This window comes from Streptomyces sp. NPDC047917 (genome assembly GCF_043204345.1).
GTDB classification, from domain to species: domain Bacteria; phylum Actinomycetota; class Actinomycetes; order Streptomycetales; family Streptomycetaceae; genus Streptomyces; species Streptomyces sanglieri.
In genome coordinates this window covers 333,310-353,330 of record NZ_JBIDCA010000013.1, presented here as the reverse complement: position 1 = coordinate 353,330, position 20,021 = coordinate 333,310, and the positions used below count along the sequence as shown (strand labels likewise).

General features: G+C 69.4%; 15 protein-coding genes. 5 read left to right on the top strand and 10 right to left on the bottom strand.

The genetic code is table 11. From position 1 onward, the window contains the following. The first annotated feature begins 223 nt into the window (after positions 1–223). The gene (locus ACGF8B_RS31190) at positions 224–835 is read left to right on the top strand and encodes a hypothetical protein (protein WP_392745272.1); all 612 of its coding nucleotides are present in this window, start codon (positions 224–226) and stop codon (positions 833–835) included. 621 nt (positions 836–1,456) lie between these two features. Here the strand turns inward: ACGF8B_RS31190 and ACGF8B_RS31185 are convergent. Continuing rightward, complete coding sequence (locus ACGF8B_RS31185; RefSeq protein WP_392745270.1) at positions 1,457–2,035, bottom strand: TetR/AcrR family transcriptional regulator; 579 nt, start codon at positions 2,033–2,035, stop codon at positions 1,457–1,459. A gap of 70 nt (positions 2,036–2,105) precedes the next feature. On the opposite strand from ACGF8B_RS31185, the gene ACGF8B_RS31180 reads away from it, so the two are divergent. Next, entirely contained in the window at positions 2,106–3,368 is a 1,263-nt protein-coding gene (locus tag ACGF8B_RS31180; RefSeq protein WP_392745309.1) for an MFS transporter, read from the top strand. A gap of 443 nt (positions 3,369–3,811) precedes the next feature. Then, positions 3,812–5,347, top strand: coding sequence for a bifunctional phosphatase PAP2/diacylglycerol kinase family protein (locus ACGF8B_RS31175; RefSeq protein WP_392745268.1), 1,536 nt, complete (start codon positions 3,812–3,814; stop codon positions 5,345–5,347). A gap of 579 nt (positions 5,348–5,926) precedes the next feature. On the opposite strand, the gene ACGF8B_RS31170 is transcribed toward ACGF8B_RS31175, so the two are convergent. The 6 genes from ACGF8B_RS31170 to ACGF8B_RS31145 form a co-directional block, all read right to left on the bottom strand. Beyond that, the gene (locus ACGF8B_RS31170; protein WP_392745267.1) at positions 5,927–6,586 is read right to left on the bottom strand and encodes a response regulator; all 660 of its coding nucleotides are present in this window, start codon (positions 6,584–6,586) and stop codon (positions 5,927–5,929) included. Then, positions 6,583–7,755 (bottom strand): sensor histidine kinase, encoded by a 1,173-nt coding sequence (locus tag ACGF8B_RS31165; RefSeq protein ID WP_392745266.1) that lies wholly within the window; start codon positions 7,753–7,755, stop codon positions 6,583–6,585. Before ACGF8B_RS31165 ends, ACGF8B_RS31170 begins: the two co-directional genes overlap by 4 nt. Beyond that, positions 7,752–8,585 carry a CPBP family intramembrane glutamic endopeptidase gene (locus ACGF8B_RS31160; protein ID WP_392745265.1) on the bottom strand — a complete coding sequence of 278 codons (834 nt, stop codon included), beginning with the start codon at positions 8,583–8,585 and terminating at the stop codon, positions 7,752–7,754. Before ACGF8B_RS31160 ends, ACGF8B_RS31165 begins: the two co-directional genes overlap by 4 nt. A gap of 445 nt (positions 8,586–9,030) precedes the next feature. Further along, a complete protein-coding gene (locus tag ACGF8B_RS31155; protein ID WP_392745263.1) occupies positions 9,031–9,285 on the bottom strand; it encodes a DUF6332 family protein in 255 nt (84 codons plus the stop codon). A gap of 601 nt (positions 9,286–9,886) precedes the next feature. After that, positions 9,887–10,222 carry a lysine transporter LysE gene (locus ACGF8B_RS31150; RefSeq protein ID WP_392745262.1) on the bottom strand — a complete coding sequence of 112 codons (336 nt, stop codon included), beginning with the start codon at positions 10,220–10,222 and terminating at the stop codon, positions 9,887–9,889. A gap of 290 nt (positions 10,223–10,512) precedes the next feature. Then, a complete protein-coding gene (locus ACGF8B_RS31145; RefSeq protein ID WP_392745260.1) occupies positions 10,513–12,624 on the bottom strand; it encodes an MMPL family transporter in 2,112 nt (703 codons plus the stop codon). 76 nt (positions 12,625–12,700) lie between these two features. On the opposite strand from ACGF8B_RS31145, the gene ACGF8B_RS31140 reads away from it, so the two are divergent. Then, positions 12,701–13,207 (top strand): MarR family winged helix-turn-helix transcriptional regulator, encoded by a 507-nt coding sequence (locus tag ACGF8B_RS31140; protein WP_392745258.1) that lies wholly within the window; start codon positions 12,701–12,703, stop codon positions 13,205–13,207. A 438-nt stretch (positions 13,208–13,645) separates the two neighbouring features. Beyond that, the gene (locus ACGF8B_RS31135) at positions 13,646–15,553 is read left to right on the top strand and encodes a potassium transporter TrkA (protein ID WP_392745256.1); all 1,908 of its coding nucleotides are present in this window, start codon (positions 13,646–13,648) and stop codon (positions 15,551–15,553) included. 228 nt (positions 15,554–15,781) lie between these two features. Here ACGF8B_RS31135 and ACGF8B_RS31130 read toward each other — a convergent pair whose 3' ends face one another. The 3 genes from ACGF8B_RS31130 to ACGF8B_RS31120 form a co-directional block, all read right to left on the bottom strand. Beyond that, complete coding sequence (locus ACGF8B_RS31130; RefSeq protein WP_392745254.1) at positions 15,782–16,912, bottom strand: winged helix DNA-binding domain-containing protein; 1,131 nt, start codon at positions 16,910–16,912, stop codon at positions 15,782–15,784. A gap of 341 nt (positions 16,913–17,253) precedes the next feature. Beyond that, a complete protein-coding gene (locus tag ACGF8B_RS31125) occupies positions 17,254–18,201 on the bottom strand; it encodes an isopenicillin N synthase family dioxygenase (RefSeq protein ID WP_392745252.1) in 948 nt (315 codons plus the stop codon). A 178-nt stretch (positions 18,202–18,379) separates the two neighbouring features. Beyond that, positions 18,380–19,921: an MFS transporter gene (locus ACGF8B_RS31120; protein ID WP_392745251.1), complete on the bottom strand. Its 1,542-nt coding sequence runs from the start codon at positions 19,919–19,921 to the stop codon at positions 18,380–18,382. Between the last annotated feature and the right edge of the window lie 100 nt (positions 19,922–20,021).

The window sequence follows — 20,021 nt, the reverse complement described above, 5'->3', positions numbered from 1 at the left end:
CGGCAGTTGGTGACGGGGCGCCGTAGGTGCTCTCCGTTCGATGGCACACGCTCAAAGCGCGATGGCGCAGGACAGCGGGAGCACGCGGCCCCTTGCGCCTCCCAGGTTTCTCATCTCAGCCGCAGGTCGGCTGCGGGGCCGCGGGCGGCGTTGTCACTGGTGATTGCGATGATGGCCGTGGCCGGCGTGAGCACGCCGGCATCACGACTCTGAGGTGGCTCGCATGGATGCGTGGCAGGAGCTGTCGGCACTGGTGGAGGAGCGGCTGAAGTCGGTGTCGTCCGGTGAGCGTCGCGTCTTCGCCGCTGGTGTCGCGGAACGACTCATGAGCCGGCACGAGGCGTTGCCCGAGGACGAGCAGGCGCCATTCACCCTGAGCCTGCGCCCCCTGCTGAACTCCGTGTGGGCGGGCGTTCTCGGCGACTCGACGGCCTTCTCGGCGGTCAACCGTGGTGTCGCCGAGTACATGCTCAGCGAGTACTGCCACAACGACGGTCAGGACGGCCCGGATGATGCAGACGAGTCCGCCGCGGCTGCGACGCTGTATGCCGCGCACGCCTACCTGTTCGGCTGCCATGACTTCGTTTCCTGGACCAGCGGCCGAGCGGTGGAGGCTGTTGACCAGCTTCTTGAGTACCTGGCCGAGACGGAAGAGGATGAAACCCCGGTCGACGCAGACGAGGCACTGGCCGCTGAGCTGCAACGCCAGCTTCGGGATCTCGATCTCATCGCGAACTTCTCGAAGGAGCTCCGCTACTCCTACATGGGGTTGCCCACCGATACGTCGATCCGACTCCGCTCGGAGCTGCGGACTCCTCTCTCCAGCCAGGAGTGAGTGTCCGAGGGAAAGCCACTGTTCTCCGGGACGCAGCCAAGCCGGTGCCGGTCTGCGTCGACCAGAACGTTTGAGATGGATTGCCTGCCTTCGCCTGACGGGATCCGGCTCTCGGCCCCGGCCGTCTTCAGGGTTCGGACAGCAGCAGTCGTCGGGAGCACCGTCAGAAGTCGTCGACGACTCCTCAGTCGTTGAACACCGAGTTCCGCCGCAAGTCATCGATAGGCGCTGTCATTTGGAGTGAGCGAGGTCTCTGGGGGCAGCGCCGAGATTCGGGCCGAAGGGGCACCGAGTCGATCCTGAGATCCTGAGCGCCCCGGCCCGTCAACCGGTCGGCGCGGTGTCGTCGGTCGTGATGCTGTTGTCGTCCGGGCCGGGCGCGGGATTGTGACCCCGGTCGAGCGGACCGCGTATCCGTGCTTCAAGCGGCCGATCACCGCACAGGAGCTGCACCTGTTCTTCGCACCGACCGCGATGAGCTTCAGTGGGCGACCGATGGGGACACCACGGCCGGCCGGCCGACGTCACCCGTGCTGTGCGCCGTCCGTACGAGTACGCAATCGCTGCCGGCCGCGTCACAGGCGCCCCCGCACGCCCCACCGGCCGCCGCGACGGGCAGGGTCACCGGATCGCGCTGTCCGCGCGGGCGCTGCGGGCCGCGACGGCGCGGACTACGGACGACACGTCCGCGCGGTTCGTGGGCCGGGTGTCGAAAGAGTTGTGGATGGAGAAGCCCTCCACCAGTACGTCGAGCGCTCGCGCCGTCAGGGGGTCGAAGTGCCGGGCCAGGGATTTCCGGCTGGCCTGCATCCAGGAGCGCACCACCTCACGCAGTTCCGGATGGCGGGTGGCGAACGCGTACAGCTCGTAGCTGAGCAGCAGGTTGCGGTCCGTGCCCCAAACCTTTCCGCAGATGATCTCGACAACCGCGGCTTCGGCTTCCTCGGGGGTGCGCGCCGCCTCAAGCAGGGCTCCGTAGCGTGTGGAGACGGACTCGGCGAGCCGGGTGAACGCGGCAGTGAGCAGGTGCTGCATGTCGTCGAAGTAGTAGGTGAGCGAGCCGAGCGGCACGCCTGCCGCTTCCGCGATCTTGCGGTAGGTCACTTTGATGGCGCCGTGCTCAGCGACCACGTCGAGGGCAGCATCGAGGATGCGCTCGCGCCGCTGGGGATCGTTGGGGCCGCGTGTGCTGCCTGTCATCGGTCTCGTCCGCCTTCTTTTCCCGACCATCAAGTGTGTACATTTGTGCATACTCGGGTGCTTGGCCTTGCTGCCTGCCCGAGCATTCTTCCGGACCCAGTGGAGTCACCTCTTGATAGACCGCGCCGTGCGCCGACGTCGCCAGGCCCTGTTCCTCTTCTTCTTCCTTCCCGGCATCGCCATGTCCTCCTGGGTCACCCGCACCCCGGACGTCCGCGACCGGCTGGGCGTGTCCACCGGCGAGATGGGAATGATCCTGTTCGGCCTGTCCGTTGGATCCATGGCCGGCATCCTGTGTTCCGGCCGCCTCGTGTCACGGTTCGGCACCCGTCCCGTGATCGCACTCGGCACCGGTCTGATCATCGCAAGCATGGCCGTCATCGGAGTCGGCAGCTCCGTGTCCTCTGCACCGATGGTCGCCGTCGGCCTGTGCCTGTTCGGGGCGGGCATGGGGGGCGGGGAGGTGGCCGTCAACGTGGACGGCGCCGACGTCGAACGCCTCACCGGCACGACCGTCCTGCCCACATTGCACGGCTGTTTCAGCCTCGGCACCGTTGTCGGCGGGCTGGCCGGCATGGCCGCCACCGCCACCGGCTTCCCCGTGACCTGGCACCTGGCCGCAGTCGCCGCGGTCTCCGCGGGGATCCTTGCCTACGCCCTGCGCGCCGTTCCCGCCGGGGTGGGGACCAGCGACGCGCCCCGTGCCTCTGGCACGGCACAGCGCACCGGTCCCTCCGTGTGGAAGGACCGCGGGCTGCTGCTGATCGGCGGCGTGGTGCTGGCGATGGCCCTGGCAGAGGGCGCCGCCAACGACTGGCTGCCCCTGCTCATGGTGGACGGCCACGGTCTGGACGCCGCTCTCGGCTCACTCGTCTTCGTCGGATTCGCCGCCGCGATGACCCTCGGGCGCTTCAGCGGCACGTTCTTCCTCAACCGCTTCGGAAGAGCAGCCGTCGTGCGCGCCAGCGCCGTCTCCGGTGCCGTCGGGCTCATGCTGGTCATCTTCTCCGACAGCACCGCCGTGGCCGCAGCAGCCGTCACACTCTGGGGACTCGGGGCGGCACTGGGATTCCCGGTCGCCCTCTCCGCGGCAGGCGACTCTGGTCCCGACCGGACCGCACGCGTGAGCCTGGTGGCCACCATTGGCTACGTCGCGTTCTTGGTGGGGCCACCCGCCCTCGGCTTCCTCGGCGACCACTACGGACTGCGCTCCGCCATGACGGTGGTCCTGGTATTCGTCGTCGCCGCCATCGGCATCGCACCCGCTGTCGGCACCCGTCCCTCCTCCACCGCTCGCAACGAGACCGGCCACAACACACATCTTCAAACCTGACACCAAGAGTTCAACCACCCACCGGAGCCCCGTGAACAGCACCGAACCGCCTGCACCTCGATAGGGACCGACGCCGAGGAACGGCTCGGCCGCCCGTACGCGGGTATCGACGTCTCCAGGACCTCCTTGTTCAGAGGCACGCGTGGAGCACGGTTCTCGGGGGGGGCCGTCCCGCTCGATGCCCATCCTTCCCGTTCCGGACCGACCAGGACGGCGAGCACACGCAAGCACGGCGAGTGCGGTGTGCCGGCACCGGCCCACGTAGCGGCGGACTTCGTAAGGGTCCGGGCCGCATTCGTGCTGATGACCTTCGAGGAAGCGGCGGAAGTAGGCGTTCTGACGGACATCGCCGGCTCCACCGCGCGAGCCCGGTCACGATGACACCGCCCGCGTCTCGGCGCGTCTGCCGCTTCATCGGGTCCGGGCGGGGTATTCGCTGACTCATGTCCACCACGAGCAGCAGAACCTCCCTCCCCTTCTCCACTCCATATTCCGTGTCCTTTGCCGTGCCTGCGCGGCTGCGCACCCTGCTCCACAGCCGTGACCTCGCTCTGTTCCGCAGCGTCGCCGGGCGGCGCTGGCCGGGCGCCGATCAGGTGCTGCCCCGGCTGAGCCGCAGCGCCGATCATGGACTTCTCTGGTTCGGCGCCGCGGCCGGCATGGCGGCACTGGGCAGCAGCGCCCGGGCACGCCGGGCGGCGTTGCGCGGGGTGGCGTCGCTGGCGGTGGCCTCGGCCGCGATCAACACCGTCGGCAAGCGGGCGGTGCGCCGGGAGCGGCCGATACTGGACCTGGTTCCGGTGGTGCGGCAGCTCAAACGGCAGCCGTTCACCACGTCGTTCCCGTCCGGGCACGCGGCGTCAGCGGCCGCCTTCGCCACAGGTGTCGCCCTTGAGTCGAAGGGCTGGGGCGCGGTCGTCGCCCCGGTCGCGGTGGCCGTGGCCGCCTCCCGCGTCTACACGGGTGTGCACTATCCGGGCGATGTGCTGGCCGGTGTGGCACTCGGAATAGGGTCGGCGTTCGCGTTGCGCGGGGTCGTACCGACGCGGGGTCAGCTGCCCGCACCGGGCCGACCGCCGGCGGCCGCCCCGCTGCTGGCGGACGGCAAGGACCTGGTCGTCGTGGTGAACCAGGAGTCCGGCACCGCCACCGCGACCGCTTCGCTGGTGCGCGAGGTTCTGCCGCTGGCCGAGGTCGTGGAGTGCGCGCCCGACGAGTTGTCCGGGGCGCTGGCCGAGGCGGCGGACCGGGGCCGGGCGCTGGGGGTGTGCGGGGGTGATGGCACGGTAAATCTGGCGGCGTCCGTCGCGGCGACGCACGGGATACCGCTCGCCGTCTTTCCTGGCGGAACGCTCAATCACTTCGCTTACGATCTGGGCATCGAGACGGTACAGGACACGGCGGCCGCTCTCACCTCGGGGAGCGCGGTCCGGGTGGATCTGGGCCGGTTCCGGCCCGGTCCCGAGGGGCCGGGCGGGGCGGACGGCTACTTCATCAATGCGTTCAGCCTGGGGGTCTATCCGGAGCTCGTGCGGACCCGGGAGCGCTGGGCGCCTCGCATCGGCGGCTGGCCGGCCGGGCTTCTCGCGGCCTTCGAAGTACTGCGTGGCCGACGACCGCTGGTGGCAGAACTGCAGGGAAAACGGAGGCCGTTGTGGCTCCTGTTCGTGGGCAACGGGCTCTTCCAGCGGGTGGGTCCCGCTCCCGGACGGCGGCACAACCTGGCGGACGGACTGCTGGACGTCAGGGCGGTCCACGGCGGCCGGACTCCGGGGCTGCGGCTGCTGGCAGCAGCGGTGGCCGGCCCGCTGACCCGCTCCCCCGTCCATGCGGCGGTACGCCGGCACCGGGTGCGGATCGCCGGCCTGGCACCTGGGACCCCGTATGCGTACGACGGTGAGGTTTCCCGCTCAGGAACAGAGCTGACGATCGACAAGCTGGCAGAGGCACTCACGGTCTACTGCCCCATGCCCCGGTGACAGAGACAGACAGGAGCCGGGGCGGCGGACCAGGGAGCCTCGTCCCGGGGTTCCCCGTAGAGGTCGCCGAACGGCCCAGTACTGCGGACGGCGGCGCGGGGAACCGGGCCGCCGTCCTGAGCGGCGACCACCGGATGACGCAGCACTCCGGCCGCGTGGCTTCCTGTCGCGACCGAACTCCGCCGGAAGGTGCCCTTTCCCCACCAGGCCGCCCGGGAATGAGCCCGCACACACCTGCGACGGCCGGACACAGCCATGAAGACAGCATCGACATCACCCGTCCGACCATGAGCGTCTCCGGGACCGCCGCACTCTCCAGGCGTGGATCGACGCCAACACCGACGCCAACACCGACGCCCAGCACACCGCCCGGGCCTGGGTACCGGTCACAACACCATTCGTACGCGCCTGCGCGTGGCCGGGTCCGTGCGGCCTCGGTCATCTCACCGTCGGCGCCGGAATCCGCGACGTCGTCCACGCACTCCACATCACCGACACCTGGAACTTCCGAGCACCGTGCATGATGTTCGCGTAGCGTCCGCGCATGCGGCCACGGGGCCTCGTAGCCACGGAGTCGCGTCAGGCAACCAGTCCCTGGCGGTACGCGTAGACGACTGCCTGGACGCGGTCGCGGAGGCCCAGCTTTGCGAGTATGCGGGACACGAAGGTCTTGATGGTCTCCGGGCTCAGCAGGAGAGCTGCGGCGATCTCGCTGTTGGACAGGCCGTCCGCGATGAGACGGAGGACCTCCAGTTCGCGAGGGGTCAGCGGGCTGTCGCGCGGGGTGCCTTCGACGGGCCGGATACGGGCGGCGTATCTGCCCACGAGCTGACGTGTCACCTCGGGGTCCAGCAGCGCCGCGCCGGCGGCCACGGTCCGGATGCCGAGCAGCAGCTGAGCCGGCGGCGCGTCCTTGAGCAGGAATCCACTCGCTCCCGCGCGCAGCGCCTCGTAGACGTACTCGTCCAGGTTGAACGTGGTGACGACGAGCACCTTGACGGGATGCCGCACCCCGGCACCGGCGAGCTGACGGGTGGCCTCGATACCGTCGAGTACCGGCATGCGTACGTCCATCACCACGACGTCCGGGCGCAGCCGTTCGACGAGGTCGATCGCGGCCTGTCCGTCCCCGCACTCGCCCGCCACCTCCAGGTCGGGCTGAGCGTCGATGATGGTCACCAGACCGGTGCGGATCAGTATCTGGTCGTCGCAGACCAGGACCCGGATGGGCTCGGTCACGACACGCCCCCGTCGGGTATCCGGGCCCGTACGACGAAACCGCCGTCCGTCTGCGGTTCCGCGTCGAAGTCGCCGCCCAGGACAGCGACCCGTTCGCGGAGCCCGGCCAGGCCGCGCCCGCTCCCTCCGAGGGACGCGGCCGGCGAGCCGGAGCCGTCCGTGCCGACCTCCACGGTGATCCCCCCTCCGCCGTGCTGCACCTGGACCGAAGTGCGGCTGCCGTGGGCGTACTTGAGTGCGTTCGTCAGGGCTTCCTGCACGATGCGGTAGGCGACGAGGTCGGCACTGCCGGTCGATTCGGCCGGTGTGCCTTCCTCGGTGAACTCCACCGGCTGCCCGGCCCGGCGGGTCTGCTCGACGAGGGCGGGGAGTCTGCCGACGGCCGGCGTCCTGGTCTCGGTGCCGCGGCCGGCCTGTGTGCCGTGGTCGGGGTTGAGCAGGTCGAGCAGGTGCCGCAGATCGGTGATGGCCCGCCGGCCGGTGTCGGCGACGGCGGTCAGGGTCTGGTCGAGACGGTCGGGCACGGCCGTCAGATAGCGTGCCGCCTCTGCCTGCACGACCATCGCCGTCACGTGATGGGTGACCATGTCGTGGAGCTCGCGTGCGATGCGGGAGCGTTCGGCAGCGAGGGTCTCCGCGGCGAGGCGGCGGCGGCGTTCGGCCTCCGCGATCCGGTTGGCGCGAAGCCATACGCCGATGCCCCACGCGAGGACCAGCGCCAGATAGAACGTCACGAACTCGATCAGCGAATCGCCCGTACCCAGCCGGTGGAGCGCGACCGACAGCAGTACGAACGCCGCGGAACAGGCGAGCACAGTGGCGCGCCGGTGGCTCTCCAGTCGGGACCCGACGGTCAGCAGCGCGATGGGCAGCGCGCTGCCCGCGAACGAGTGGTAACCACGGAGCTGGTCGGCCGCGAAACCGAGCGACACCAGGGCGAGACAGATCACCGGCCACCGCCGGCACACCAGCAACGGAAGTGATTCCAGAACGATCGCAACGACAGCCAACGCGTCGAAGGGGCGGTTCGGCACACTGCCGAGCAGTGTGCCCTGGCCGTGCAACGCCGGCACGAACGACGCGGCCAGGAACAGCAGACCGAGCGCGGGGTACCAGACCGCGGGCCCGATCCGGTGCCATTGCTCCGGGACCCACCGAGGAGTGATCACCGGGAGAGTTTAGATACGGCGTCCGCGCGGTCGGCACGTCGGCGGGGCACCAGGTGGCCGCGTCGGCGGGCCAGCCACAGGAACACCATGGTCACCAGCACACCGAACAGCACCGAGTACACGCTTCCCTCGGGACCGAACTCACCGCCGGTGATGAGGATCGGGCCCGACGTGGTGGCGTCCAGCAGTCCTTCCGAGGTGCCGTTGCCCGAGACCTCGGTACTGAAGATGCCGGCCGCGGCGAAGTTCCAGCCGAAGTGCAGACCCATGGGCACCCACAGGTTGCGAGTGGCGATGTACGCGCCGGTCAGCATTCCGCCTGCCTCGACCGCGATGGCGGCGGCGCCCAGCACGCTGGCGTTCGGGTTGAACAGGTGGGACGCGCCGAACAGGGCACTGGTCAGCGCCAAAGCTGTCCAGGTACCGGTGCGTTGCTCGATGATCCGGAACAGGACACCGCGGTACATCACTTCCTCGGTCACTGCGGCGGCGGCCATGAAGCCGATGAACCCGACCGCGCCGGCCCCCGAGCCAAGACCGTCGACGTCGTAGTACCCGGAGGCGAACAGGTTCGTCATGACGGCCGCGAACAGCGCGAGGCCGATCAGCGTCCCCCGGCCGAACGCGGGACCGGCCCCCTCCCAGGCCATCTCCGTGACCCGACGGCGCTCCGTCCGTCCCACCACCCACCGGTAGACGAACACCGACAGCACAGCCGTCAGAAGGCCGACGCCGAACGTGAGCCACGGCTTCCCGTCCACGGCCGCGATGCCCTGACCGCCGATGAACGCGATCGCTATTACGGCCAACAGTTGCCAGACCAGCCTCATGAACTCTCCTACGCCGGATCCGCGGCCGGACCGCCGCGGCTGGATCGAACCTACGGATCAAGCGGCCGGAATTCGTCACCACCCGGAGGACACTTGCGTGTAGCTCGCACGGGGGACAGACCTCACGGATCTACCCAGGACCGAGCCGGCCGCACACGACGGAAGGGAGCGCTCGGGCCGGTCGGGCCGGCCCCAGTGAAGATGGCGTCGAGGATCACGTTTCGAGGCGGCTGCGAGGGCGGCGGCCATGGTCGCGGATTTGCGGGTGGTTCTCGGCGTGGTGGACGCCGGACAAGGTGCGGTCACAGTGGTGTGGTCCAGGGCGATCCCGTCGGAGAATCAGCCCGGCCGGGGCGGGACGGCCACGGGGACGCCGACGTCGGCGACGTGGGCCCGTTGTGTTCCGCCGAGCAGGCCTGCCCAACATCAAGGAGAAGAACCGCAGTCAGCGGCCCATTCGGCGCTGCTCGTCGAACCGGCACAGCGCCCTTACCAGACGCCACATGCCGGCCGTCGCCGCGAGCAGTGCACCACCCACCAACATGCCCTTCTTCGCTGGACCAGATATGCCGAAGGCCAGTGCGAGAGCCAGAGCGACGGCGAAGACCGCCACAGCCAGCGCAATGGCGGTCACCAGGGCAAAAACGATCTCCACCGTCATTGCGTCCTTTTCCCACCGCGACTCACGCCCCATGTCCATGCTGCAAGTCTCACATCACGGTCAAGCCATGGCTCCTGGACCGGACAGTCTGACGCACTTACCCATTGAGATGACTTCTCGAACGGTTCCGGAACTGCGTCCTTGGAATGACAGGGCAGGAAGGTTGACGGCATGCATGAACCGCTGTCAGCCCGGCTGGGGCCAGGATCGCCAAAGTGGAGGTGGCAGAAGGAGTCGGGGCTGCGAGCTCGACCCGGCATGACTGCTACCCGTGCACCGCCATGAACTGGCCCATCGCTTCCAGCAACGCTCACACAACGGCGCTCGGTCGCCTCGTCGTCGCGGTGACGACCGACGGCGTCCAGCGCAATGAGTGGCCCTGCACCCTCAGCGTCTGCGGTTCGGGATCGGCGGGCGGGGGAAGTCAGGCAGGAGTGCCTGCGCGCCCGTCGTGTTCTCCGTCTCCCCGGCCCGGCATCGCATCAGCATCCTGTTCGCCGTGCTCCGCGACGGAACTTTCCATGAGTCACGCGTTCCGGAATCAGCCACGGCCCGACTGGCGCCGGTCTTGCGGTGGTTGAGCGTTCGTACGGCCGCTGAGTGTTGCACCGGCCGGCTGAGCGCACGGAGCCAAACGGCCTCACAGACAGTCGCAGCCTGTGGCGTAGAGCAACAGGAAGAGGGCCGTCATGGCGGTCACCGTGAAGCCGACAGCGGTCAGGGCGGCGAGGCCCCGACGGCGGCCCTTCGTGGGAGTACGGAAGGTCCGCCAGGCACCGTGGGCGAGGAAGAAGCTGAGCAGCCCGGCCCCCGCGATGGTCAAGCGTGGACTGAAGGACCAGCTCAGGTAGGCGATTAGGGCCAGGCAGCCGAGCAGGGCGCAGGCGAGCAGACTGAGGATCACCTCGGCGACGGCTTCTCCCACTATGTCGATCAGGAAGTCGCCGATGCTCTTCGCTGCCCTGCGAACCCCCACGGCGCTCCTCCGCTCTCGTGCCCGACGACCCCGAGCGGGGTCCGGTGGGAAGGACCCCCGCCGAGCCGGAATGGTTGCCGAGGTGCTCAGGAGCTGCCGACTACGGCGCACAGCCAAACATTGACGAAGAACGTAGAGGCACCCCCGCCCCGTCGGTCAACAGCTTCCACGCTTCGTCGGGACCGTGCGCACTCCCCGGCAGCCGGCGCGCTGCGACCGCCACCGCCGCGACCTGTCGGGGCCCACGGGACCGCGACAGGTCTGACGGCGTCGACGCGTACCGGCGGCCGTCACGCCGACGCCTTCACCTCCTCGGCAGGACGCGTGTCCTTGAGAGCCAAGGCGCTGGGCCACCAGGCCCGGGCACCGATGTCGAGCACCAGCGCCGGGACCAGGAGCGACCGGACCACGAGGGTGTCGAGCAAGACACCGAAGGCCACGATGAAGGCGATCTGCACAAGGAAGGCCAAGGGGATCACCATCAGCGCCGCGAAGGTGGCGGCGAGCACCACACCGGCCGAGGTGATCACTCCTCCGGTCGTGGTCAGACCGCGCAGCACCCCTAGCCGGTTGCCGTGCGCCAGGGCCTCCTCCCGTACCCGGGACATCAGGAAGATGTTGTAGTCCACTCCGAGTGCCACCAGGAACACGAATCCGTACAGCGGCACGGAAGCGTCCGTCCCGCTGAAGCCGAGAAGGTGTTCGAAGACGAGGGTCGACACCCCCAGCGTCGCCAGGAAGTTCAGCGCGACGGTCGCCACGAGCAGGACCGGGACGAGCAGTGAGCGCAGCAGGAGGACCAGGATGAGCAGGATGATGCCGAGTACGACGGGCACGATGAGCGTCCGGTCCCGGGCAGCCGTCTGCTGGGTGTCGTACTGCTGCGCCGTGTATCCACCGACCAAGGCGTCGGCACCGGGCACCGCGTGCAGATCCGCGCGGAGCCGCTCCACGGTTTCCTTGGCGGCATCGCTGTCCGCCGCGGCCTCAAGGGTGGCGTCGATGCGCACCCGCCCCTCGACGACCAGCGGCTCGTCGGTCCCCGGGCGTCCGGACGCGGAGACCGCGCCGGCCGATGCCACTCCCCTGGTCTTCCTCGCCGCTGCCGTCACCTGATTGGTGTGGCCGGCGTCGGCGATGATGACGGCGGGGTTGCCGGAGCCGCCGGGGAAGTGCTCCCCGAGCGTCCTCTGGGCGGAGACAGAGGGCGCCTCGTTGACGAAGATCTCGTTGAGGGGAACGCCCTTGGCCGACAGAGAGGGCGAGAAGGCCGCGAAGACGCCGAGCACGATCGCGGTCATCACCCAGATGCGGCGCGGCCGGGCGTCGACGACGGCTGCCACACGACGCCATACTCCTTGTCCCTTGCCCGACGGGTCCGAGGCCTTCGGCCGGGAGGGCCAGTACGCGGTCCTGCCCAGCAGCGCCAGCGCGGCAGGCAGGAAGGTGAGGCTGGAGAGGGCCGCGCACACGATCCCGATGGCTCCGACCGGTCCGAGCGCCCGGTTGTTCGTGAGGTCGCTCGCGAGCAGGGCCAGCAGTGCGAGGGCCACGGTGGCCGCGCTCGCGGTGATCGCGCCGGACGACCGCCGTACGGCGGCCAGCGCGGCCGATGCCCGGTCCTCCCGCAGGGCGAGTTCCTCGCGGAACCGCGCGGCCAGCAGCAGCGCGTAGTCCGTCGCGGCGCCGATGACGAGAATGGAGAGGATCCCCTGTACCTGACCGTCCACCCGGACCACGTCGTGGTCGGCGAGGACGTAGACGATCCCGCATGCGAGCCCCAGCGCGAAGACGGACCCGAGAATGATCAGGAACGGCAGCAGGATGCTCCGGTAGACCAGCAACAGGATCAGCAGCACGGCGGCCAGTGCCACACCGAGCAGCAGACCGTCGATGCCCGAGAAGGCGTCCGACAGATCGGCCTGGCTCGCCGCCGGTCCCGCGATCTGCGCCGTGACGCCCGGGACGCTTCGAGCGGCTGCACCCACCTCGTTCAGGACGTCGGGCAGTGAGTCGCCGAGTCCGGGATCCAACTGGACGACAGCCTGCAACGCCCGCCCGTCCTCGGAGGGAAGGGCCGGCGACGGAGTCCCGACCACTCCACGCTCCTTGGCGATCCCCTCGGTCGCGCGGGTGGCCGCGGACCGCTGTGCGTCGGTGATCCGGTCACCGTTCGCCGTCCACACGACGATCGCGGGAAGCGTTTCTGATTGGTCGAACGCCTCGCGGGCCCTGAGCACCTTGGTGGACTCCGCGCTCTGCGGAAGGAACGCGGCCTGGTCGTTGGTGGCCACCTCACCGAGCTTGCCCGCATACGGCCCGAGCGTGCCTCCGACTCCCAGCCAAACGACGAGCAGCGCGAGCGGAACGAGCCACCGGACCCAGTGCGGTGTGGTTCTCATGGGTAACCCTAAGCTTCGTGGGCAGATATGTCGATGACAAAGTATCTCAATGATTGAGAGACCTTATACTTGAGTCATGCACGGGAACCGCAACCCCACACCGCACCCTCTCCCCGCGAACGACCCCACGGGGCTTCAGTCCTTCGCGGTTCTCCTTCGGCGCATGAACAGCCAGTTCAACCGCATCTCCCACGAGTTCGCCCAGTCCCAGGGGCTGCACCTCACCGACATGCAGGCCCTCATCGCGCTGCTCGACGCCGACCCCGACGAGGGCCCCATGACTCCCGGGCGGCTGCGTCGGCAGCTCGATCTCACCTCCGGCGCGGTGACCGCATGCATCGACCGGCTGGAGAAGGCAGGGCACATCCGGCGCGTTCGTGCCGCGGACGACCGCCGCGTCGTGCATCTGTACTACGAGGAGGCTGCCAAGAGCATCGCCCGGGACTACTTCCAGCCTTTGGCCCGCGGCACCGAAGCCGCCCGGACCGGCTTCCGCCCCGACGAACTGATGGTGGTCGTGCGCTTCCTCACCGAGCTGAACCATGAACTGGCAATGCTGAGCAGCGGTCCCCCTCGGCCGTGATCATCCATCGGCCCGGGGACGCCGAGGGCGGGTCCGGCGTGGGCCGGCACCAGGGCAAGTGACGCCAGTGGGGCTTCCCCAACGAGGGGTGCCCCCGGGGCGGCTGTCCGGGCTTCGCCGCCTCCCTCCGCACCAACCGTTCGCAGAACGCCCGGGGTTGACCGGTGATCCCGGCCGGATCCCGCCTGACGGATCCACTGGCCACGGCCGCGCAAGGAGCTGCCCGGCGGCACCGGCGGCGTGCCTGTCGCAGAGTGCTGTGCCTTGGGCGTCCCTCGTCTCCGACCGGGTTGCATGGCCTGAACCGGCCTGTCTGCGCGGCCCGTTGGCTGTGATCCGTGATGGGGCTGGGAGAATGATCAACTGTGCTTCGCCACGGTCGTGACGACGGATTTCACGGCCTGTCCTGAGGCCGTGGGAGAAGGGGAGGTCACGGAGATGAGAGACAGGTTGCGGACCCGGTTCCGGTATTGGTTCGACGGCACCATGGACCGGGGGACGCCGGCCCTGATCAGTTGGTTGGCTCTCTCGTCGGTCGTGCTCATCGCGCTGACCTCGACCCTGGTCGTCCTGTTCACAGATACCGACGCTGAGGGCAACGGCGGCTGGCTGGGCGTCGCGTGGATGAGCCTCCTGCGGACCCTCGATGCCGGCACCATGGGTGGAGACACCGGCGGCCCGGTGTTCCTCGGCCTGATGCTGGCGGTGACGCTCGGCGGCATCTTCATCGTCAGCGCCCTCATCGGTGTCCTGACCACCGGTCTGAACCAGAAGCTCCAGGAGCTGCGCAAGGGCCGGTCACGGCTCATCGAGCGTGGGCACACCATCGTTCTCGGCTGGTCGGACCAGGTCTTCACCGTGGTCTCCGAGCTCGTCGAGGCGAATCAGAGCGAACGCCGCTCATGCGTGGTGGTCCTCGCGGATCGGGACAAGATTTCCATGGAGGACGCGATCCGGGCCCGCATCCCCGACACCGGCAGCACACGCGTCATCTGCCGCTCCGGCAACCCACTCGTGCGGGCGGACCTGGAACTGGTCGGCCCGGACACGGCCAAGTCGATCATGGTGCTGCCGCCCGAGGGCATCGACCGTGACATCGACGTCATCAAGGCCCTGCTCCTGCTGCAAAGCCGGCAGTGGACCGGGAGCCGCCCGCAGATCGTCGCCGCCGTCCACGACTCGGAGAACCTGGCAGCGGCCCAACTGGCCGCCGGCGGGAGTGCCCTGGTGATCGACGCCGAGGACATCGCGGTCCGTCTCATCGCGCAGGCGCACCGGCAGACGGGCCTTTCGGCCGTCTTCAACGAGCTGCTGAGCTTCGTCGGCAACGAGTTCTACTTCCACCAGGCGCCCGCCCTTGTGGGTTCGACGTACGGGCTCGCCCTGAACGCTTTCGATCTCGGCGTCCCGGTCGGACTGCGCGTAGGCACGGGCGACGTGCTGGTCAATCCGTCGATGGACACCGTCATCGGCCCCGGGGACGAGATACTCGTCGTCGCGGAGGACGATCTGCTCATCCGGCTCTGTGAGACCCGCCCGGCGATCGTCGAGTCGGCGATCACATCGGCTCCGGCCCAGTTGCCCACGCTCGACCGGACCATCCTGATCGGCGAGAACTCCCGTACGGCGAAGCTGGTCACGTTGCTGGACAGCTTCGTTCAACCCGGCTCGACGCTTGACATCGCCGCGCCACGACAGCCCGGGGCCGATCTGAGCGACACGCTCGTCAACCTCACGGTGGGGTTCAAGGTGTGCGAGCCGACGCGGAGGTCCTCGCTGGAGGCCCTGGACCTGGGCGACTACCAGCACATCGTGGTCCTCTCGGACGACACCATCGCCCCCGGTCCCTCGGACGACCGGACCCTGGTGACCCTGCTCCACCTGCGGGACATCGAGGAGTCGCTCGGTGACCCGTATTCGATCGTCACGGAGATGAACGACGACGCCAACCGCGAGGTCGCCCAGGTCACCAAGGCCGACGACTTCATCGTGAGCACCAAGGTGATCAGTCTGCTGCTCACCCAGCTGACCGAGAACCGTCATCTGCACGCCGTGTTCACCGATCTGTTCAACCCGGAAGGCTCCGAGATCTACCTCAAGCCGGCGTCCGACTACGTGGTCCCCGGAGCCGAGGCCAATTTCGCCACGGTGATCGAGGCCGCACGGCGACGGGGGGAGACCGCCATCGGCTATCGGCTCGCCGAGCACGACGAGGAGCCTCCCGGCTACGGCATCTTCCTCAACCCGCCCAGATCGGCCCCGCTCGTGTTCGGTCCGAGGGACACGGTCGTCGTCTTCGCCGAAGAGGAGGCTGCGGCCGTCAGCGACGACGGGCGCAGCCAGTAGCCGTGGCAGCCCAGTGACGGCGGTGGTTCCCGAGGGCGCCAGTGACGGCGGTTGTCCGCGAGTGCGCCGATGCGTCGGCGCACTCGCGGGACTCCGCCGATGCCCGCGCGACGCAGGGTGGTTGTCACACCCGCCGTCGCGCAGCGCCGCACCGACCACTGCGGACGGGTGCCTGTGTCACCGAGTCCCGAGTGGGCACCACTGAATTCCGCACGAGGAGCCAGCTGGTCACAGCATCCGCGTCTCGGTCCCGGGGAGCTTCGCCCACCAGTGGTGGTAGCGGCTGTAGACCTCTGCCTCTCGGTCGTCGAGAAACGCCCTCATGGACTGGGCCTCCGCGGCGAGTCCGCGCCAGGCAGCGGGTGACAGGGAATGGAATGCCGCGGCCTCGATCCCGCCGTCCACCGGGCGCCACACACCAGCGACGTAGCCGTCCACCAGCAGGGTGGGCAGTACGTCTCCGTTCCTGCGGATCACCAGGGGGCGATAGGCCGGGGGTATCACCCGGCTCCGGTCGGCGTAGGCCAGGAGAATGCTGTCCCACATCGCCATGAGCCGGGGCGGCGCGGGAGTGTCCGCGGGCGGCCGGGGGGCGGCCGGGAGGTCGAACAATGTGGCGCCGTCGGGGCCTTGGAGCTGCTCGACAGCTCCGTCCAGAGCGCGCAGCGCCTCGCGGACCGGTGCCCGCTGCACCATGGCGAACTGCGCCACATCCGCCACCGACGCGGGCCCGAAGCCCGCCAGATAGCGGAGAACCAGGGTCCGCAGCGCGTGTGGATCCATCGCCCGCCCCGCAGGGACGGGTCCGGTCCCGGCCGCGACGAAGGACGGCCGCAGGCCGAACGACCACGGGGTGTCTGTCGGCGCATGGTGCAAAGGCGCGTACGCCTTCAGCCCCCACCACGCCCCGTCCCTCTTCTCGGCGCCGAGCCGCTGCTCGACCCATGCCCGCATCTCCGCCGAAGTCCGCGGTCGGCGGGCGAAGGCCAGCAGTTCCGGCACCAGCTCGTCGGCGTCCGCCGGGGTCAGCCCCACGTCCGCGAAGCGGGAACCGAGCCGGGAGGCGTACAGGGTGGGCTGCATCGCCGTGCGCAGGACCGGATAGTCCTCGGCATGCACGGCGTGCAGGGTGATCCGCATCAGGGTCGCCTTGACCACCTCACGCTCATCGAAGGCGGCATCGAGCTCGGCCGGAGCGAAGGCGCCGACCCGGTTCCACAGCGCGAGGTACGGCGAGGCCGGATGCTGTGCCTGCAACGCCACCACGCGCCGCACCGCGTCGGGGACGCTCAGCTGCTCACGCTCCAGGAGTAGCTGACGGCTGAGGGCTGCCCTGTTGAGTTCGCGCGCAGTGATCATAACGGCGCAGGGTACCGCCCTGCCCCATGCCCATCAGCAGACCCCCGTTGCCCTACTTCGTCGCTCCGCAACGGGGCCTCCGGCCTTCGGGGCCGCCATGTTTCCCCCTCGCTCATGACGTTGCCGTTGTTCTGGGGCCGGCAGGGCGTGGTGCTGTTCGCGTTGGGGTCGCGTCCGGGGCGGCTGGGGTTGGGGCGGGGCTTGACCCGGTCCTGTCCGCCTGAGTGGGTGGACCGGGTCATTGCCGAGGCGGGGAGTGCGGAGAAGCGTCGTCGCCTGCCGCCTGGCTTCAGTCCCCGTCGGGGCCGAGGACGTGGGCCCTCAGCTCGGTCGGGCCGGCGTCAGCCGAGGATGGTTCGCATTTTGTCGTGGAGGTAGTCGCCGGCTCGTACAGGGTTGTAGGGCCTGCGGCCGAGGGGTGCCGGCAGTGAGGTGATGTCGGTGTGGGGTGCGCAGGCGTGAAAGTACACCAGTGAGGTGAGTTCCTCCTGTGGGGCCTCTGCGGGCGGCGGCAGCACGCGGTGGCGGCCGGAGCGCCAGCGGTCTCCGCTCCAGCGGGCCATGAGGTCACCGATGTTGAGCGTGTAGGTGCCGGGCTCGTAAGGGGCGTCCTGCCAGCCGGCCGCGTCGTCGTAGATCTGAAGGCCGCCCTTGCCGGGCTGCCGTTCCAGGAGGGTGATGAGGCCGAAGTCGGTGTGTGGTCCGACGCGGAACTGGCCGGGGGCGGCGGTGCCGGTCTCGTCGGCTGCCGGGTACCAGTTGATCGTGAAGTCCCAGTGCGGGCGTGTGGTGTGGCGGGTGAGGAAGTCGGCCGGCTGGCGCAGCGCGGCCGCCATGACTTCGAGGAGCGTATCGGCCAGGGTACGCATCCGGTCGGTGTACGCCGTCACGAGCGGGCGCAGGGCGGGGATGTCTTCGGGCCAGTCGCGGGGCATCTGCTGTGTGTTGCCGGGACGTGCGGAGGAATCGACGCCGCACGACCAGACCTCCAGCAGGTCCGGCGGGGTGTGGGTGCCTTCGGACCGGGCGGTGGTCACCCGTTCCCTGCCGATCCAGCCGCGTCGGTTCTGGTCGTAATGCTGCTTGGCCGCCCGGGGCAGGTGGAAGAAGTCGTTGGCCGCGGACCGTACTTGGCCGGGCAGATCCGGTTCGATGCCGTGTCCGGTCACCAGCAGGAAGCCGGTGGACTGCAGGGACCGGTCGACCTGAGCGGCGAGCAGTTCCTGGTCTGCGTGGTGATTCGATGTCCAGCGGCTCAGGTCGATGACGGGAATCGGTGCGGTGGCCATGGTGGTCCTCCTGTGACGTCGGTGGTCAGGGCCGGGGTGTGAGTGAGGCCGCCTGGGTGTGAGTGAGGCGGAATACGGTCGGTGGGGAATGCGGCGATCCCTGCGTGAGTCGTGGCATGCACGCTCCGTGTCTTGTGGCGCAGGTCGCCTGCGGGGGGGGTGAAGGTTGTCGCCGGGCTCATTCGATGTCGGCGGTGGCCGACCGGGTGCCGGTGGTGGTTTCACCTGGGGCCGTCGGGCGTTCTCCCCGGGACTGTCGGGACAGCCACAGCACGAGGGTGGATCCGGCCAGGGCCACGGAGCCGGCCGTGAGCGCGAGGGTGTTGTGCCCGGTGGCGAACACGGCATGGAACGTGTGCTCCAGACCTGCGCGCCGTGTGGCCGGGGTGTGGGACAGGAGAGTGTCGGCGCCACCGCCGGTGAGGGTCCGCGCGGTGAGGGCGGGATCGGTGACCTCGCCGCGGAGGGACGCGGTCATGGTGGAGACGGTGAGGGCGCCGAAGACGGCTACTCCGAAGGCGTAGCCGAGCTGTTCGAAGGTGCTGTAGGTGCCGCTGGCGGTACCCGCCTGCTCCGCCGGGACGGAGGCCAGCGCCAGCGCTGCGGCGACCTGGAAGATCAGGCCCATGCCGACCCCGCTCAGGGCCAGGCCCCCCACCAGGACGGGCCAGCCCGACTCGGGCCCCAGGAAGCCCTCGGCGCCGACCCCGAGGCCCGCGAGAGCAAGCCCGAGGGCGGCGCCGCGGCGGGGAGAGGGTTTGAGTCTCCGGCGACCGCCCAGCACCGCCACCGAAGCGGCAGCCGCCGCGTGCGGGAGCACGACGAGACCGGCGGCGAGCGGCGAGAGGTGCTGCACGGACTGCAGCCACAGGGAGGTGTACGGCATGATGCCGTACACGGCGCCCTCACCGATCGCGATCGTGAGCATCGCGGCGGTGAACGCGGGCCGGCGGAAGAGCGACAGGTCCAGCAGCGGGTGCCGGCGGCGCTGTTGCACGCGCAGGAAGGCGACGAACGCGCCCAGTGCCGCTCCCAGTGGCACCAGTGTCCCTGCCGACGCCCATCCTTGGACGTGTGCCTCGGTCAGTGCGTAGACGGACCCACCGGCACCGACCGCGAACAGCACCAGGCCGGAAACGTCCAGGCGCCGTGTGTCCCCTACCGGTGGTGCGGTGCGGGGGATGTAACGGAAGGTCATGGCCAGGGCGATCAGGGTGACGGGGACATTGACGTAGAAGATCCACCGCCAGTCCAGGGCCTGGGTGAGCAGGCCGCCCAGGATCGGCCCCAGTGCGGAAGCACTGGCCGCGACGGCCGCCCAGGTGCCGAAGGCCAGGGCCAGGCGGCGACCCGAGTACATGGTGCTGATCAGGGACAACGTGGTCGTGAACATCGCCGCAGCCCCCAGTCCCTGCACGATGCGGGCGGCAATCAGTACGGCCATGCCCGGCGACAGCGCACAGGCGACCGATGCCAGGGCGAAGACGACCAGTCCGCCCGCGTACATCCGGCGTCGGCCGTGAAGGTCGGCCAGCATCCCGGCGCCCAGCAGGGCGGCCGCCACCGCGAGCGCGTAGCCGTCGGCGACCCATTGCAGTTGGGACAGTGACGAGCCCAACGACTCCGACATCGCGGGCAGCGCCACCAGCACGATCGTCACGTCGACGAGCAACATGAACGTGCCCAGGCAGATCGCGGTCAACGGCCCCCAGATGCGCATGAACTCTCAACTCCCACTCCGTGCGGACAACGACGTGGTCACCATCCGGCTTCGTCCCGCTGCGGCCCAAGCCGTACTCTTGAAAGCGGGATCATCCGGC